At 30.5% G+C, this 15,601-nt stretch carries 15 protein-coding genes; 8 read left to right on the top strand and 7 right to left on the bottom strand.

Features of this window, described 5'->3' with window-relative positions; genetic code table 11:
• Positions 1–291: 291 nt before the first annotated feature.
• The 8 genes from AC3E9W_RS21540 to AC3E9W_RS21575 all read left to right on the top strand — a co-directional run bounded on the left by AC3E9W_RS21540 (position 292) and on the right by AC3E9W_RS21575 (position 12,006).
• Complete coding sequence (locus tag AC3E9W_RS21540; protein ID WP_488769978.1) at positions 292–684, top strand: plasmid mobilization protein; 393 nt, start codon at positions 292–294, stop codon at positions 682–684.
• The gene (locus tag AC3E9W_RS21545) at positions 672–1,910 is read left to right on the top strand and encodes a relaxase/mobilization nuclease domain-containing protein (protein ID WP_488769979.1); all 1,239 of its coding nucleotides are present in this window, start codon (positions 672–674) and stop codon (positions 1,908–1,910) included. The genes AC3E9W_RS21540 and AC3E9W_RS21545 overlap by 13 nt, the downstream gene beginning before the upstream one ends.
• A gap of 125 nt (positions 1,911–2,035) precedes the next feature.
• Positions 2,036–3,049, top strand: coding sequence for a BT4734/BF3469 family protein (locus AC3E9W_RS21550; RefSeq protein WP_488769980.1), 1,014 nt, complete (start codon positions 2,036–2,038; stop codon positions 3,047–3,049).
• A 130-nt stretch (positions 3,050–3,179) separates the two neighbouring features.
• Positions 3,180–4,961, top strand: coding sequence for a reverse transcriptase domain-containing protein (locus AC3E9W_RS21555; RefSeq protein WP_488769981.1), 1,782 nt, complete (start codon positions 3,180–3,182; stop codon positions 4,959–4,961).
• Positions 4,958–7,741: a hypothetical protein gene (locus tag AC3E9W_RS21560; RefSeq protein WP_488769982.1), complete on the top strand. Its 2,784-nt coding sequence runs from the start codon at positions 4,958–4,960 to the stop codon at positions 7,739–7,741. The genes AC3E9W_RS21555 and AC3E9W_RS21560 overlap by 4 nt, the downstream gene beginning before the upstream one ends.
• Positions 7,742–8,004: 263 nt before the next feature.
• Positions 8,005–10,110, top strand: a complete 2,106-nt coding sequence (locus AC3E9W_RS21565) for a hypothetical protein (RefSeq protein WP_488769983.1) — start codon at positions 8,005–8,007, stop codon at positions 10,108–10,110.
• A gap of 155 nt (positions 10,111–10,265) precedes the next feature.
• Positions 10,266–10,913 (top strand): hypothetical protein, encoded by a 648-nt coding sequence (locus AC3E9W_RS21570; protein ID WP_488769984.1) that lies wholly within the window; start codon positions 10,266–10,268, stop codon positions 10,911–10,913.
• 22 nt (positions 10,914–10,935) lie between these two features.
• A complete protein-coding gene (locus tag AC3E9W_RS21575; protein ID WP_488769985.1) occupies positions 10,936–12,006 on the top strand; it encodes a helix-turn-helix domain-containing protein in 1,071 nt (356 codons plus the stop codon).
• 438 nt (positions 12,007–12,444) lie between these two features.
• Here the strand turns inward: AC3E9W_RS21575 and AC3E9W_RS21580 are convergent, their stop codons facing one another.
• The 7 genes from AC3E9W_RS21580 to AC3E9W_RS21610 form a co-directional block, all read right to left on the bottom strand.
• Positions 12,445–12,594 (bottom strand): hypothetical protein, encoded by a 150-nt coding sequence (locus AC3E9W_RS21580; protein ID WP_488769986.1) that lies wholly within the window; start codon positions 12,592–12,594, stop codon positions 12,445–12,447.
• A 14-nt stretch (positions 12,595–12,608) separates the two neighbouring features.
• Positions 12,609–12,884 carry an RHS repeat domain-containing protein gene (locus AC3E9W_RS21585; protein ID WP_488769987.1) on the bottom strand — a complete coding sequence of 92 codons (276 nt, stop codon included), beginning with the start codon at positions 12,882–12,884 and terminating at the stop codon, positions 12,609–12,611.
• Positions 12,826–13,164 (bottom strand): hypothetical protein, encoded by a 339-nt coding sequence (locus AC3E9W_RS21590; RefSeq protein ID WP_488769988.1) that lies wholly within the window; start codon positions 13,162–13,164, stop codon positions 12,826–12,828. The genes AC3E9W_RS21585 and AC3E9W_RS21590 overlap by 59 nt, the downstream gene beginning before the upstream one ends.
• 147 nt (positions 13,165–13,311) lie before the next feature.
• Positions 13,312–13,785, bottom strand: a complete 474-nt coding sequence (locus AC3E9W_RS21595; protein WP_488769989.1) for a hypothetical protein — start codon at positions 13,783–13,785, stop codon at positions 13,312–13,314.
• A 2-nt stretch (positions 13,786–13,787) separates the two neighbouring features.
• Positions 13,788–14,429 carry a hypothetical protein gene (locus AC3E9W_RS21600; RefSeq protein ID WP_488769990.1) on the bottom strand — a complete coding sequence of 214 codons (642 nt, stop codon included), beginning with the start codon at positions 14,427–14,429 and terminating at the stop codon, positions 13,788–13,790.
• A complete protein-coding gene (locus AC3E9W_RS21605; RefSeq protein ID WP_488769991.1) occupies positions 14,411–14,983 on the bottom strand; it encodes an RHS repeat domain-containing protein in 573 nt (190 codons plus the stop codon). Before AC3E9W_RS21605 ends, AC3E9W_RS21600 begins: the two co-directional genes overlap by 19 nt.
• A gap of 155 nt (positions 14,984–15,138) precedes the next feature.
• A complete protein-coding gene (locus AC3E9W_RS21610) occupies positions 15,139–15,600 on the bottom strand; it encodes a hypothetical protein (RefSeq protein WP_488769992.1) in 462 nt (153 codons plus the stop codon).
• Position 15,601: the final 1 nt, after the last annotated feature.

A 15,601-nucleotide genomic window follows, 5' to 3' on the forward strand; every position in this document is an offset into this window, starting at 1 on the left:
TATGATTCTCAAAATCTCTTTCTAAGAGCATTCAATTTTTATAGAGTTCTTTAGTAAATAGTTAAAAGATAACATCCTACAGCCATCATGACCATATTTTGCGCATGATACATTCAAATATTTTTTCTAAATTAGAAGCCTGCTTTTAAAAAATCTCCAAAGATGTCCACGTTCCTGACATCAGCAAGATGTACGGTTGTCTGACAACCGCCTATCTTGCCACCTATTGCCTCGGAACTCGGCGGTGGAGAATCTTAAAAGAAGAGAGTTTGAAAACAATGAAAAGGAAAAATGATGGAAAGAGAAAGTTCAAACAGATCACGCAGGATAACTCTGCGCCTGACAGAGAAAGAGTATGCAAAAATTGAAAGCCAGTTCAAGGCAAGCACCTGCAGAAAATTAAGCGATTATATTCGAAAACACTTATTCAGCAGACCGATCACAATTACATACCGCAACCAATCATTAGACGAACTTATGGAAGAAACTGTCGTGCTTTCTTCAGAACTCCGTTCAATTGGAAACAACATCAACCAAATTGCCAGAAAAGTAAATACGCTGAAAATGATTCCCGACTTTAAAGGGCATCTTTATCTGTTTGAAGTGCAGAGAAAAAAGCTTTTTGATAAAATGGAAGAAGTTTCCAGCCACACCCAAAAAATATCTGAGCGATGGTTGCAGTGATAAAAACCAGTCGTTCAATAAACAGCATTCTCAACTATAACGAAAACAAAGTTAAGGAAGGAGTGGCTGAGTGCATCAATGCCGTAAACTATCCATTGGAATTGGAGAAGTTACGCTTTACCCAGAAGCTGAACCGTTTTTTAAACCTGTCTTCGCTTAACGAAAACACAAAACGGAACAGCGTTCACATATCGCTCAATTTTGATCCCTCGGAAAATCATTCTAAAGAAAAGCTGATTGAAATTGCGGACACTTATATGGAAAAAATAGGTTTTGGGAAACAGCCCTATTTAGTCTATCAGCACCATGATGCTGGACATCCTCATTTGCACATAGTCACAAATAATATCCAGAGAGACGGGAATAGAATTGATCTGCATCTGATAGGCGTTAAAAAATCAGAACCTGCAAGAAAAGAAATTGAAGATATATTTGGGCTGGTAAAAGCGGAAGGAAGAAAACAAAAAGAAGTTTTCACTTTAAAACCGATAAGTGTCGGCAAAGTCGAATATGGAAAAGCAGAGTCAAGAAAAGCAATTAATTCAGTTTTGAATAAGGTTCTATTTGATTATAAATACTCAAGCCTGCCTGAACTCAATGCAGTTCTAAACCTCTATAATGTTCATGCTGACAGAGGGACTGAGGAATCGAGAGTTTTTAAAAACAATGGACTGCTTTACAAGATACTTGACCAGAATTCTAAACCGATAGGAGTTCCAATAAAAGCCAGCGAATTCTACAGCAGACCTACCTTAAAATTTTTGGAAAGAAAGTTTAAGTCTAATGAGTCAGAGAAAGAGTCTTGTAAAAAATATGTGAAGAATGCCATAAAACTGGCTTTCTATCGTGAAAGCATATTTTCTCCCGAAAAATTATCCAAAGCATTGGAAGGAGAAAGCATTCACATGATCCTGAGAAAAAGCAAGGAAGGACAGCTTTATGGAATAACTTATATTGATCACAAAACAAGATCCGTTTTCAACGGAAGCAGTCTGGGAAAAGAATTCAGTGCAAAAGGAATTCAGGAAAGCTGTGCGATAAACATTCTTCATTATGAAAAACGCTATCAGAAATCAATTTCTTTAGAAAATAACCAGAATTTGAATTCAGAAAATTATTTAAAAACTAATCCAATTGATGTTTTACTAAATGCTAAATACACAAATGATTACATCCCAAAATCACTTAAAAAAAAGAAAAAAAGAAGATTGCGAAGAGGAATTTAAAAAATTTAAACTGCTTTTACATGTTTTGTAATACTATTATGCTATTTTTAGATTTTATTTTAAAATGGTAAAGCAAATTAAATCAATAATACATTAATGCTTTGCAATATTTAAATTTTATTCTAATGAAAAGGGATTCAGAAGAGCTATTAAAAACAATTGTTTCATTTCAAAATAATTCTTGGAGCAAAATTTCCAATAATATTACAGTTAAAGAAAGTCTTGCAAGAATTAAAGATGGAGAATATCTAACTGCAATAAACAAGCTACGATGTTATCTCGAAAATGGTGATAAAAATTTATATGATCAAAATAAAAAAAGATTACCTTCTGTTACTTTTTCTGCGACTTTTAGCTCAACTCGAAATAGAAATTCAATATCTACTTATAATAATCTATTGGTACTTGATATAGACAAGTTGTCAAAAGAAATTTTCACAAGTTTAAAATCAAAATTTATTGATGATCCGTATATAATTTCATTTTGGGAATCTCCTTCCAAAGATGGAATTAAAGGATTAGTTTATTTAAATTATGGTGAAGAATTTCAAAATATAGATATTAATTCTAAACATTCTTATGCTTTCCGAAAAGTTTCGGAATATATGTCTAATAAATATGAAATAGAAATAGACAACAGTGGTAGCGATATAACTAGGCTTTGTTTTTTTTCTTATGATGTAAATCTATATATTAGAGAATTCTATGAACCTTTTATAGTAATTTATAACTCTAATGATTTTAAATATATATCAAACAAAACATCGCGACTAAACCATAGTTATTTAACTCATCCATCAAAAGATCAATTATTTAATCCAAAAGAAAGGAATCGTCAAAGGAATCGTAACACAATTGTATCTATAATTCGTTATTTAACAAAGAGAAATCTATCAATAACTAGTAGTTATAATAATTGGTATCAAGTAGCATATTCAATAGCTAATACCTTTACTTATGAAATAGGAATAAAATATTTTCTAGAGTTATGTAAATTGGATAAAAATAAATTTGATGAACTTAATTGTGAAAGTATGTTAAATTATTGTTATGCCAATAGTCAAGGAGGATTTACTTTTGCAACAATTATTTTTTTTGCCAAAGAGGTTGGATATAGAGAAGAGAAAGTGTGTAACTAAGGTGGATAAATTATTATGAAAATAATAGACCTTTCGCAAGTATTAACGGTCACTCTGTGCGCGACAAAGTTAGGAGTCGTTCTAATAGTTCAGTATTAAATTTTCAGAAACCTCTTTCTCTCTCTCTATTATGATTGATTTAAATAAATATTCAGACTATGATAGTATTCTAGAAATGCTCTGTCGCTTAAGAGTCAAATTAGCTCATAAGCGAAATGCTGATCACTTAATTCATATACATACCAAAGATCCTTATTATAATTATCACGCTCGGAAACTTTCAAAATCTGAAATTTTTCTGTGTGATTTATTTCCTCCAAGAAAAAAATGGAAACAACCCAGTTTAAAACATAGATTTAAAGAAGATGGATCTCCACGGAATACCGCTGAAAAAAATATGCGTTCATTATTAATAACTATCAAATATTTTGAGCAACATAATCCTGAAGCATTTTTTTTAATTAAATTAAAAGATTTTATAATCGAGATTCAGGAAGCGATACACGGTGATTGTTATAAATTGAGTTCTCCTAAAATTATTCCCAAATTAAAAAAGGATCAACAAAGCGATACAGAGAATAACATTTGTCGCCCAATTGCCTCTTTCGGTCTTAAAGACAAAATTATTTTAAGCATTACAAATAGGTATTTGACAAATATTTTAGACGAGCTTTTTCATGACCAATCATTTGCATTTCGGGCAAAAAGAAAAATAAATGGGATTTTCGCATCTCCTACTCATCATGATCCTGTACAGGAAATCGTATCGTATAGAGAAAAATTTAACGAAGGGAAAATATGGGTTTCTGAATGTGATATGCAAAAATTTTACGACACAGTAAATCACTCTGTTATAAAAAAAGTTTTTACAAAACTTTTTCAAAGGAAAGAGTTGTCTAAATATCCAATTAAAGATATAGAAAATGCTAAAAGAATTTTATACGATTATTTAGATTCCTACACTTTTAACAGAAAAGTTCTTCCTTTAAATAATGATCAAGATTATTTTAAAAAATATAAGATAAAAAAAGGAGAATTTGGTTGGGTCGCAGATGATTTATTAAAAGAGGGATATTATAAACGTTTGAATTCTGCAAAAATTGGAATTCCGCAAGGAGGCGCATTATCAGGGTTAATTGCAAATGCAGTATTAAATGAAGTTGACTCAAAAATATTAAAAGATCAGGATAACTCTTTGTTATATTTAAGGTTTTGTGATGATATGATAATTATGCATCCGGACAAATATAAATGCGCAAAAGCGTTTAGTTTATACTTAGAAGGTCTTAAAGAAAAAAAATTGGTACCACATACAGCCGTATTGCCACCGTTTAAAAATCCTTCGGCATTCTGGGAGGAAAAATCAAAGGATTGCTATCAATGGAATTCAAATATCAACAGTGGATCCCCATGGATTGGATTTGTCGGCTATGAGGTTCATTATCAAGGACACGTCAGAGTTAGAAAAAGTTCCCTTAACAAAGAGATGAAAAAGCAATACAAAGTGGTTGGTGACCTAAAAAATGTACTTAATAATACTTATCGTAGATCCTCAAAACATATTATATACGAATCAATTGTTAGCAGATTAATAGGAATGTCTGTAGGAAGAGTAACTCTTTACAATTATGATAAATTTAAAAATGAGATGTGTTGGATAAGTGGGTACAAACTATTAAATGATAATAAATACTCTCGTATCCAACTAAGAAGATTGGATGCAAGTAGAAATAAACTTTTAAATAAAGTAAAACGTAAGATTTCCTTAATTGAAGATATAAAAAAAGATAATAATGATCACGATGAAGAAATACCTACTTTACAAAATAAGTATCACGGAAAACCATATAGTTACTTTTATCAAGCCATAGGGCGCTTGGAAATTAAAAATAAAGAAAACGAAACCTTATGATAACTAAAAAAAATACTGAAGAAGTAAACATAATTCTGGATCAAAGTAATCACGCTAAAGATTTCGATACAGAAAATTTAATCCATCGATATGAATTTAATGAAACCATAAAATTAATACGAAGTCAATTTCCAGAACCATTAAGTCAGGACAGCAAAAGATATTTACACAATACTATAACAATTTTTGGGACAAGAGGTAGTGGAAAAACATCATTTTTATTAAGTATTAAGAAGTACTATCAAGAAAGTACTGAAATACAAGCATTAAAAATTATTGATCCAACATTAATCGAAGAAAAAGGACATGTATTTTTAAATGTAATCTCTGTAATTGCAGAACTTGTAGAATTAAAATTAGACAAAGAGGAATGTAGTTCAAATGATCAAAGCCATTACAAAAGAAAAGAATGGCGAAATAAAATGATGCATTTATCCGCAGGTTTACCTTCAATTGAGGGAATTGGAAGTTATAATCATGATAGCTGGCAGGATCCTGAATATGTAATGGACAATGGTCTCAGAGCAGTAACTGCATCTTTAAATCTCGCAGAGAATTTTGATGAATTTTTGAGAATCTCGTTAGAAATTCTTAACAAAAGAGCTTTCCTGCTCATTTTTGATGATATCGATGTTGATGCAACTAAAGGATGGGCTGTATTAGAAACAATCAGGAAATATTTTACTAGCTCAAGATTAATTACGCTTTTAAGTGGGGATTTGAAACTCTATTCTACAGTAATTCGTCAAAAGAAATGGTCTAATTTTGGTGATGAAATCTTAAAATATGAGGGTAAACACTTAAAAAAAATGTCTTTTTTTAATAATCTGGTTACAGAGCTAGAATCTCAGTATCTTCAAAAAATAATGCAACCGAAATTTAGGATACATCTTTTGTCTCTATTAGAAAAGAAAAGAATTAAGAAATCCCCAGCTGTTTATATTGCCAATACAACCTTTCAACAGGATAATAAAAATAATATAGAAGATTTATATAGATGTATTTTCGAATCTTTTGGAATTTACAATACAAATCAATTAGAGGTATATCTTACATTTATGCTTAGTCAACCTTTAAGATCTCAAATACAATTTATTACAGTTTTAATAGAACATCTTAATAATGATCCAGAAGCTAGAAAAAATAGCGAAAACATAACAGATATCTTTTTGGCTGATCTTTTAGAAAAAGATATTGATGTTAACTTAGCAAATAATACATCTAAGTATTTAATAATAATAATATTAGATCTTCTCTTAAACGAACGTCGATTAAAAGATTTGTACCAACTTCAGCCTTCAACAACTGATAATAGCATGAATGCTTGTTTATTATCTTTAAATTTATTGTTGTCAAAATGTATCCAAGAAGATAATATTTTTTTGGTTTTTGATTATCAGATAAAGATTGGATATATTCGAAATATCCTTAATATTATTTCATATCAAAATGATAATAACATTAATATGACAGCTTCAATTGAAGATTTATGTCAAAAGACAGGGATATTTAACGATAGCGTATTACGAGATATAACAGGAAATATAAATTCTTATATTTATGGTTATCTTGAATCATCTAATCAACTTTCTGATAGTACAGTTTTCTTCACTCAATTGCTGGGATTAAACGGTCCTGCAAAACAAAAAGATAAAAATAAGCTTGATTATGTCTTTCTAAATGATAACTCTATAATCTCAGTTTTAGGATATATCCCTTCTTTTTCTGGAAATTACACCAATAAAAATCAGTCAAGAGTAAATTATTCAGTTTATATGTTAATTGCAACAATAGGAGAATTACTGAAACTTTATGAAACTACTCTTTTGGATGAAGAGAAAGTAATTTCAATAAAAAAAATTCAATCAGCATTGACAGAATTATCGCAACATAGAAGCTATTCTATTCCTGATTTCAATACAAATGACAATCTTTTTTCTAAATCTGATGATCATAAGAATGATGAAGAGAAAGAAGATGGTGTGTTCGATGAGGAAGATTCTATTGATGATGAAAGCGGAACTGAAATTTTTGCTACCCTCATATATGAGTGGATGTGTTCAGCTAAAAGTTTGCTAAAAGTTACTCCTCATCTATTAGGCAAAATTTCAACTAGATTTTTTTATGCGCTTAATAACATTGTCGAAGGTCTTCCAAAGAATATGTTACTAGGAGATCTTTTTCACTTTCAGATAGTTGCTTTGCTGAATTCTTTTCTAATTGAGGATGTACGCGAGAATCTTACGAATTCTGGGTTTCTAAATATTAGTAATACGAATTTTTCTGATAAAATTTTGACTCACAATTTGATAAAGTGTAATGATATTGTGGAAGATTATGAAAGTGAAAGATTAAAACTTTCAAAATGGATTCTTTCATGCCCACTCTTTTTAATCTATTTAAAAAAAGATACGGATACAAGGTTAGTTGATAATTTAAAAAAATATAGCTCAGGTGTCTTTTCGTTTGATTTTTCTGTAGATTATAATATTGCTGAATTGTTAAACAATGTTACAATCAAAAGCAATAAAGTGTCGTCTCAGCTTAATAATAAAAATAGGGATTTAAGTAAAATTGGAAATGAGAAAAAATTACTAAGAATGTTTATAACAAATAAATTTGATTTAAATGCACTTAAATTAGATAGCAGTCTTTCGGTTATTAAGAGTAGAAACGAATACATTAAGGAAGTAATCCCTGGATTATTTGAACATGACAAAGAATTTTCAACCAGAATGAGAAACTTAAGAAAAAGATTGTCAGATATGGGTCTTATCTAATGTTTAGGTTTTTATTAATTGACGACGAATCTTTAACATGCTATCTAAATGGGCAGTTTGTTGAATATAATGATGTAAAAAGAAGAATGTTTTTATCAGCAAGATCTCAAGATAGATCCTTACCTGATCATTTCTATCATTTATCTAAAGAAGTGTCATTTGACGGAATTAATTCTTTATCTGATTGTATCACGAGCGGTATTACAAATCTCGCGAGCCAACATCTCGAGGTTTTCGAAAAGAGGGTGTACGTGTTACCTAACATGCAGAATAAATGGCAAGAACTCATAACATTTATTCCTCCACTAGTTTTGCAAAGTGCTATATTATCAAAAAATGAATATCCTTCAAAAAATGGAATAATTAAATATTATAAAGATTATATATTTGGTAATACAAAATATACATCTATACCAAGTCCGAGAATTCCACAATTAGACAATTATGTGAAGGAAAAAGAAGGTTTGCATGATCTTCATATTCATTTAAATGGGACTTTGGAAACAGATTTGGTTTGGCAAGATTATTTGCACGATCCAAATTCAATTTATGAAGATCTAGTAAATGCATTTAAAAATGAAAAAGTTAGAGAACAATTCGAACAAGAATCATCCTTTCTAAATCCTTTGAAATTTGTTAGATTATTAAAAACAGCACAACGGTTAAGAATTTTTTTTTATGATTATCTATTTCCTACGGAGTCGGTCAGAAACACCCCAACCCGCAGTAAGTACAATTTATTAAGAGAATTAATCCAAGAAGAGTCTTTATACACTGGAAGTTATTTACATCCATTTTTATCCTTAATAACAAAAGAAAGTAAGTACTCTCATATGATGTCTATTGAAGGGTTGATGTATACGCTCTTGTTTAAAGAAATATCAATTTCCAAGAATGATACTTTAGCTAGCTTTCTCCATTTTTATCTCCTGATTCTGGGGCTTACCAATAGACTATTAGTTCAACAATTGCACCAAAATGGATTTGAACAATTCCAGAAACATACCCTAAACGGACTTAGAGAAAGTAGCGAAAAAATCTTTTTAAGAAGATATTTTCAACTTCATGGTAATGATTCTAGACATATACGTTTTTTAGAAGGTAGATTTTCTCCCAAATCAACTGATAAAAAATTAGTCGAATTTATAAATGATATATATCGTGGGTGGGAAAAAATGAAAATATCAATTTCCCAAATTGAAAATTATGATAATCCACCATTTCTTGCACCTGAGCTTAAACTAATAGCCCACTTTATAAAACAAAAAGATACTAAACCAGATAAATTTGTAAGGCATCGCAGATTACGTTCACTTATATGGCAAAGAGCGAAAATCCTAGCATTATTACTAAAAAATCATAAAGAGTACAGAGATAAAGTTGTAGGTGTAGATGCAGCATCAAGCGAATTCGATACCCCTCCAGAAGTATTTTCTTCTACGTTTAGATTAATGAGAGCTTCTGGAATTAAACACTTTACATTTCATGCAGGGGAAGATTTTTATCACATTATTACTGGATTAAGAGCTATATATGAAGCAATTGTTTTTTGTCATTTAAAAAATGGGGATCGCATCGGTCATGCTACTGCTTCTGGAATCTCAGCTGAACTTTGGATTTCAATTGTTGGTAAAAACATATTGATTTCTCAAGGTGAATATTTAGACAATCTAGTTTTTACATATCACTTAATATTAAAACTAAATATTGATGAATTAAAAGATTTAATTCCGTTTATCTTGAATAAAATTGACCACTTAAGTAATGAAATTTACGACCAAAGTTATTCTATATTTGATCTTGAAAATGCTTGGCTGATGCGAGAATGCTGTCCTATTCATTCACTTTATACCGATAAAAAAGATGCCTGTATTTCAACAATTTTTAATGAGTATGAATGGAACTTTTTACAAAAGAAGCACGGTACGCAAAATACGAAGGTAAGAGATCTATTTTCTGCTTATCATAATTTATATAATCGAAAAAAATATGATAAAATTATAAATGTTGATCCTCAAGGGATTTTTAATATTAATAATATTAAAAAACTTCAACTAGGATTACTTAAATTCATGAATAATAAAGAAATTGTAATTGAAACTTTACCAACAAGTAATATTAGAATCGGATTACACAAAGATTTTGGAACATATCACTTATGGAATTGGATAAGATGGGAAAAAGAGGGACACAGTGTTCCCCCAATAGTGGTTGGTTCCGATGATACAGGAATTTTTGCAACAAACATTTATAATGAATATGCTAATATTTATTGTTTTTTATTGAACGATATAAACTTATCGCATAGCGATATTATGGAGATCATAAAAAAATTAGACGAAAATAGCCATATTTATAGATTTGAATAATTTATATTTTGATTTTATGGAAAACCGTTAATTGCATTATTATGCTATACTAAAAATGCAGTAAAAAACAAATGATACAATTTTTTATAAAAATTATATACAATTTAATTTAAAAATTATATATTTGTGTGTTATTATTTTTAAATGCTATTAGAATGTTACAAATTGCTCAAGAAGATTACCACACTATTAAACGTCGTACAGCAACTGAAGACGAATGTAAATTAGATTTAAATTTAGAATTACCTAAAATGTTCGATGCTTACCATGAAGCAGTTTCTCTTTATAGTAAAGAGATTATGCAAACGCCAGTTCAATCGAGAGTAATTTCTTTAGAAGCATCATTGTTAAATTCAAAAATGATTCAATGTATTCAGTCCCACTTCCCAAAAAATTGGAAATTTGGAAAATATAAGCGTTTCATGTTAAGAACGAATGGTTATACTGTACTTTTTAAAAAGCTAAATAACAAAAATAAGCCGATGAATATAAAAACTTTGCATTCCACCGCAATTTCTAATCAGATGCAAATATCGCTTTTTGACAATGGACATAAATCAATTGATCCAATTTTAATATTTGGATATAAAAAAAACAGAATTGGAGGAATATATGACCCTAAATTAGTTTACATAGATGAAAATGAAGTAAGATGGATGATTACAGAATCTGCAGTTGAAAATAGTTTAGGACTTAACATTAATAGAAAACCTGCTATTGAAAAAGTATTGCCTGCAATCAAAGTATCTCCTGCAGTTAAAATCTTGCCTACAAAGAAAGCTTCAAACAACGACACTCCCTAATGTAATTTAATAACCCCAAATTATGAAAATTAATTATAGACAGTTAACTTTTGCGCGTGAATATAGAGGTTATTCACAGTCAGAATTAGCCTCTAATATTTCTGGTCTATCACAGTCCAATCTCTCTAAATTTGAGAAAGGTTTCAATACCCTTTCTGAAGATATGGTTGAAAAAATAATTGAATATTTAAATTTTCCTAAGGATTGGTTATATCTTAATATTTCAAATCTACCAGAAAATGCAAACTATAGGAAAAAAGCAACTATTACGAAAAAAGATAAATCGAAAATTGAATATGGAAATAGATTAATTGGTTACATTATAGATCAGATGTCTGATTCTATAACTTGGCCTGAATTTAATCATTTTCCTTTAGACATTGAGGAAGGACACACACCTGAAACCATTGCTAAATATGCAAGAAAAACTTTAGGAATAATGCCTTCTGATGCTGTTGCTGATATCTGTACACTATTAGAAAATAAAGGAATAATAATTGTTGAAATCGAAGCTCATGAAAAATTTGATGGTGTTTCTTTTTTAACAGATAAAGGAAACCCCATAATTATTATTAATAAAAATTTTAGTAATGATAGAAAGCGTCGAACTTTAGCTCACGAATATGGGCATATTTTAATGCATTGTTACTTTCCAATTCCTAAACACAGAACCGAAAAAGAACGTGAAGATGAAGCTGATAAATTTGCTAACGAATTTTTAATGCCCGCTGATTATATCCGAAATTCATTAATTGGGCTTAGGTTAAGCAACTTAGTAGAGTTAAAAAATTATTGGTTGACCTCTATTCAATCGATAATTCGTAGAGCAAAAGATTTAAATTGTATTACTAAAGACAGATATACCTATTTTAATATTGAATTAAGTAGAATGGGAATGAGAAAAGATGAAGGTGCCAATGTCTACATTGATGAGCCGAGTTTATTCAAAACAGCATACAAACTCCACATAGATGAAATAGGGTTTAGTGATGAAGATTTAAGCCTAGCTTTCACGTTACCAAATGATATTATTTTAAGTACTTTTAAACCAAATAATTTAAGAGTGATCCATAAAACAGCAATTAATGCTTAATTAAGAAAAATTGAAATTATTAAATCTAAACGCCTTGGCACAAATCTGATTTGTCATTTTGTCCCATTCAATCTTGTCAAATCATCTGTAAAATGGTTCGAAAATTGTCCCGTTAGGGCTACTAACAGAACACCACTTTAAACAAAGTGGTGTTTTTTTTTTTGAATTAATTTGAACGAAAGGCTCATATCCGCCGACGCGGACAAAGGCTGGAGTCCTGTTCCCGCTACTAAGACAAAAGCTTCAGATTTCTCTGAAGCTTTTTTTTATTATACTTTTGTTTTACTTGTTTGAAGGGTAGCCTGAAGACTTTTTTGAATTATAAAAAATCATAAAATCTCAGCTTTTAAAACAACTATTTTTTACAAATAACTAATCTGCAAAGCAACAACCTCCACCAGCTAGAGGATATTCTGGAGGGCATGGTGCTCCAATTACCTATAAGATAATTTTAGCAGTAAAATTCCATTCTTTAGTATCAAGTAAATCCTTATTTCTAGTTCCTTGAACAGATTTAGCAAATGCATCTTCTTTTCCTCTTGGCACCGTAATTACAGCATTACTGCCATCTTTTGTATGCAAGAGCATATTCCCGTTTTCATCTACATAATCAGTTGAGCATTCACTCCCGAAGGATCAATAAACTTAACAGGATTATTTAGCGCGTAAGTGTAAGAACTGATTCCTGGGTATTCTTCCGCCAATGGATCGACAGATATAAAAATCCCTAATTTAGGATATTGATATCTTGCCCCGAAATAGTAAAGCCCAGTCTCTTTGTCCAGCTCTTTCGAAGTAAACAAATACGGTGTATTCCACTTAGCATTTTTCTCTTCCAGGAAAACCTCTCCGAAAGGAACAAACTTCACATGCTGCACAACCTCGCCATCTAAATTTAGTCAAATAAGACGAACTGCCCAAATGATCGGGATGATAATAAAATTGCTGCAATTCGGCATTGTCGTTTTTAGCTGTTGCACTAAATTTTCCAGTTGCGCTAGAATTTGAAGCAGATTCTCCAGAAGGATTACAGCAGAATCCCACACCATTTACATAATCATTGTTATCTAAACCATAATAAGGAACTTCAAAAGAAGCATAATTTGCTTTAACTGTTTCTAATGCCTTTTTATACTTTGTTTCATAATTTACTTTCACACCTGAAAATGATTCTCCTGCTTTTTCTAAACGTCTTGGATCGGCGCCGTAAGAATCAAAATCTCCTAGTTTAGAAACTATTCGCTGTTAATTCTATTTATTTTTTTTTACACTTTTTGTGTAAACCTATTTCAGGACAAGACAGGGTTATTTAGAAATCCTCTTATTTCTTCGATACTCATCTAATGCAGAAACTTTACTTTCATCTATCTCCAAATACTTTAGAATTCTAGCTAAAAAATGATCTGACACATATTGTCCTCTTGAATTAGTAATATAATATTCACTATTGGGCTTTAAGATAATACCCGTTGAAAGTAAATTAATATATTCTCCCACTCCATATTGATCTTTTTTCATAAACTCTATAACAATAGTTCCTTCATAGGGTCTTGTTTGTAAATCATTTTCTTCTTTCAAGGATAATAATTCTGTACAAAGTGAGACTATTTCTTTTTTGTCCTTAATTCTATACTCCTCAATACCTCCAAAACTATCTGGAGTTCTATTTTGCACATGTATCTCACATACTGAATCTAATAATTTTTTATTAATTCCGTCTTTAGCACTATTGCAGCTTATAAAAAGAAATAAAAAACCAAATAAATAAATTTTATTCATAATTAATCTTTTTTGGGACCAGGAAGGATAGACAACCCCTCTATTAATTTCGCTCCAGATAATTCAAAACTTTTATTATCTCTTTTTCCTCCAAAAATTTCTTTAGATTTTCCAATTCCGGCTGAAATTCCCAAATAAGAGCCATCTGACGCAGCAAACAATGCTCCATTAAAAAGGCCATAATTGCCTCCCAAAGATGTCTCGAGTCCTTCAAAAGCATATCGATCAAATTTCTGAAAATTACTATCTGTTTTATAAATCAAGCTAACCCCTAAACCAGCTCCAAGTTCAAGAGAATAGCTCGCTTTTTCAAAACCAATATTAAAGCTTTTATCGCTAGAAGGACTATAAAAGAATAATCCTCCTTTATCAGGACCTTGAAGTGGCGCAACAATACCTAAGGTTCCGCCAACATTTAGCCCTCCTGCGTGCAATTCTGCAGAGACATTATATCGCAAAGCATCTGGTTTTCCTGACATAGTTGCCCAAAAATCGAGACCGTAAATAGTTGTTGGCTCCATTGGAGCTCTGCTAACCGGATACGTTGGTGCTGATATATTTTTAGAATAATAGTTTATGTTGTAAATGCGGGATTTCATTACTAATGTCTGTCTGTATTTATTGGCTAAAGGACCCATCCCCATAAAATAATGTCTTTTGGTTCTTTACCATCAGGATCAATAAACTTAACAGGATTATTAACTGCATAAGCATAAGAACTAATGCCTGGATATTTCTCCGCCAATGGATCAACGGAAATAAAAATCCCAAGTTTCGGATCTTGATACCTAGCGCCATAATAATAGAACCCAGTTTCTCTGTCCAACTCCTTAGAAGTGAACAAATACGGCGTATTCCACTTAGCGTTCTTCTCCTCTAAAAATACCTCTCCAAAAGGAACGTATTCAATATGCTGTAATACTTCGCCATCTAAATTAGTCAAATAAGACGAACTTCCCAAATGATCAGGATGATAATAAAATTGTTGTAATTCTGCGTTATCATTTTTAGCTGTTGCACTAAATTTTCCAGTCGTACTAGAACTTGAAGTAGATTCTCCAGAAGGATTACAGCAGAATCCCACACCATTTACATAATCATTGTTATCTAAACCATAATAAGGAACTTCAAAAGAAGCATAATTTGCTTTAACTGTTTCTAATGCCTTTTTATACTTCGTTTCATAATTTACTTTCACTCCAGAAAACGATTCTCCCGCTTTCTCTAAACGTCTTGGGTCTGCGCCATAACTATCAAAATCTCCTATTTTAGAAACTATTCGCTCTATTTATCTTTGTCACTTTCCTGTAAACTTTTTTCAGGACGAGACAGTGCATTCTGGTTTTCTAATTACTATTTAAATATAGAATTCTCATTTACAAATTGTTTATCACTATCTTCGGATACCATACTGGCATTCCACTTATATAAAAATTTATTATCATCATAAATTGTGATGGTTTTATCATTGGAATTTAAAAAAACTTTATAACCATTTTTTATTTCTGGTATGGCTATATGAGTATATATTTCTGCAGTAGAATCCTTTATCGCATATGGAAAAATTTTATTTTTCTGATACTGTGTAAATGAATGATTATTAGTTTCTAATATTTTTAGCTGCATAATACCAAAAGCATGATTTTTGGACACATTTAAGTTGGTTATTATACCTGAAAAAACAATATTATTTTTCAGTAGTTTATCATCTTTCTCAATTTCAATTTCACTTATTTTGAAATATATAAAAAAAAATATAACTGATAAAGCCAAAAGAATACCTAAAACTGTCGGGCTAGTTTTATATTTAAACATG

Source organism: Flavobacterium sp. 38 (assembly GCF_057799715.1).

Excerpts from the sequence above, each read along its gene's own strand:
- AC3E9W_RS21580 (WP_488769986.1), bottom strand. The coding sequence starts at position 12,594 with ATGCTCTTGCATACAAAAGATGGCAGTAATGCTGTAATTACGGTGCCA.
- AC3E9W_RS21545 (WP_488769979.1), top strand. The coding sequence starts at position 672 with ATGGTTGCAGTGATAAAAACCAGTCGTTCAATAAACAGCATTCTCAAC.
- AC3E9W_RS21560 (WP_488769982.1), top strand. The coding sequence starts at position 4,958 with ATGATAACTAAAAAAAATACTGAAGAAGTAAACATAATTCTGGATCAA.
- AC3E9W_RS21550 (WP_488769980.1), top strand. The coding sequence starts at position 2,036 with ATGAAAAGGGATTCAGAAGAGCTATTAAAAACAATTGTTTCATTTCAA.
- AC3E9W_RS21595 (WP_488769989.1), bottom strand. The coding sequence starts at position 13,785 with ATGAATAAAATTTATTTATTTGGTTTTTTATTTCTTTTTATAAGCTGC.
- AC3E9W_RS21555 (WP_488769981.1), top strand. The coding sequence starts at position 3,180 with ATGATTGATTTAAATAAATATTCAGACTATGATAGTATTCTAGAAATG.
- AC3E9W_RS21575 (WP_488769985.1), top strand. The coding sequence starts at position 10,936 with ATGAAAATTAATTATAGACAGTTAACTTTTGCGCGTGAATATAGAGGT.
- AC3E9W_RS21610 (WP_488769992.1), bottom strand. The coding sequence starts at position 15,600 with ATGTTTAAATATAAAACTAGCCCGACAGTTTTAGGTATTCTTTTGGCT.
- AC3E9W_RS21570 (WP_488769984.1), top strand. The coding sequence starts at position 10,266 with ATGTTACAAATTGCTCAAGAAGATTACCACACTATTAAACGTCGTACA.
- AC3E9W_RS21565 (WP_488769983.1), top strand. The coding sequence starts at position 8,005 with ATGCAGAATAAATGGCAAGAACTCATAACATTTATTCCTCCACTAGTT.
- AC3E9W_RS21600 (WP_488769990.1), bottom strand. The coding sequence starts at position 14,429 with ATGGGGATGGGTCCTTTAGCCAATAAATACAGACAGACATTAGTAATG.
- AC3E9W_RS21540 (WP_488769978.1), top strand. The coding sequence starts at position 292 with ATGATGGAAAGAGAAAGTTCAAACAGATCACGCAGGATAACTCTGCGC.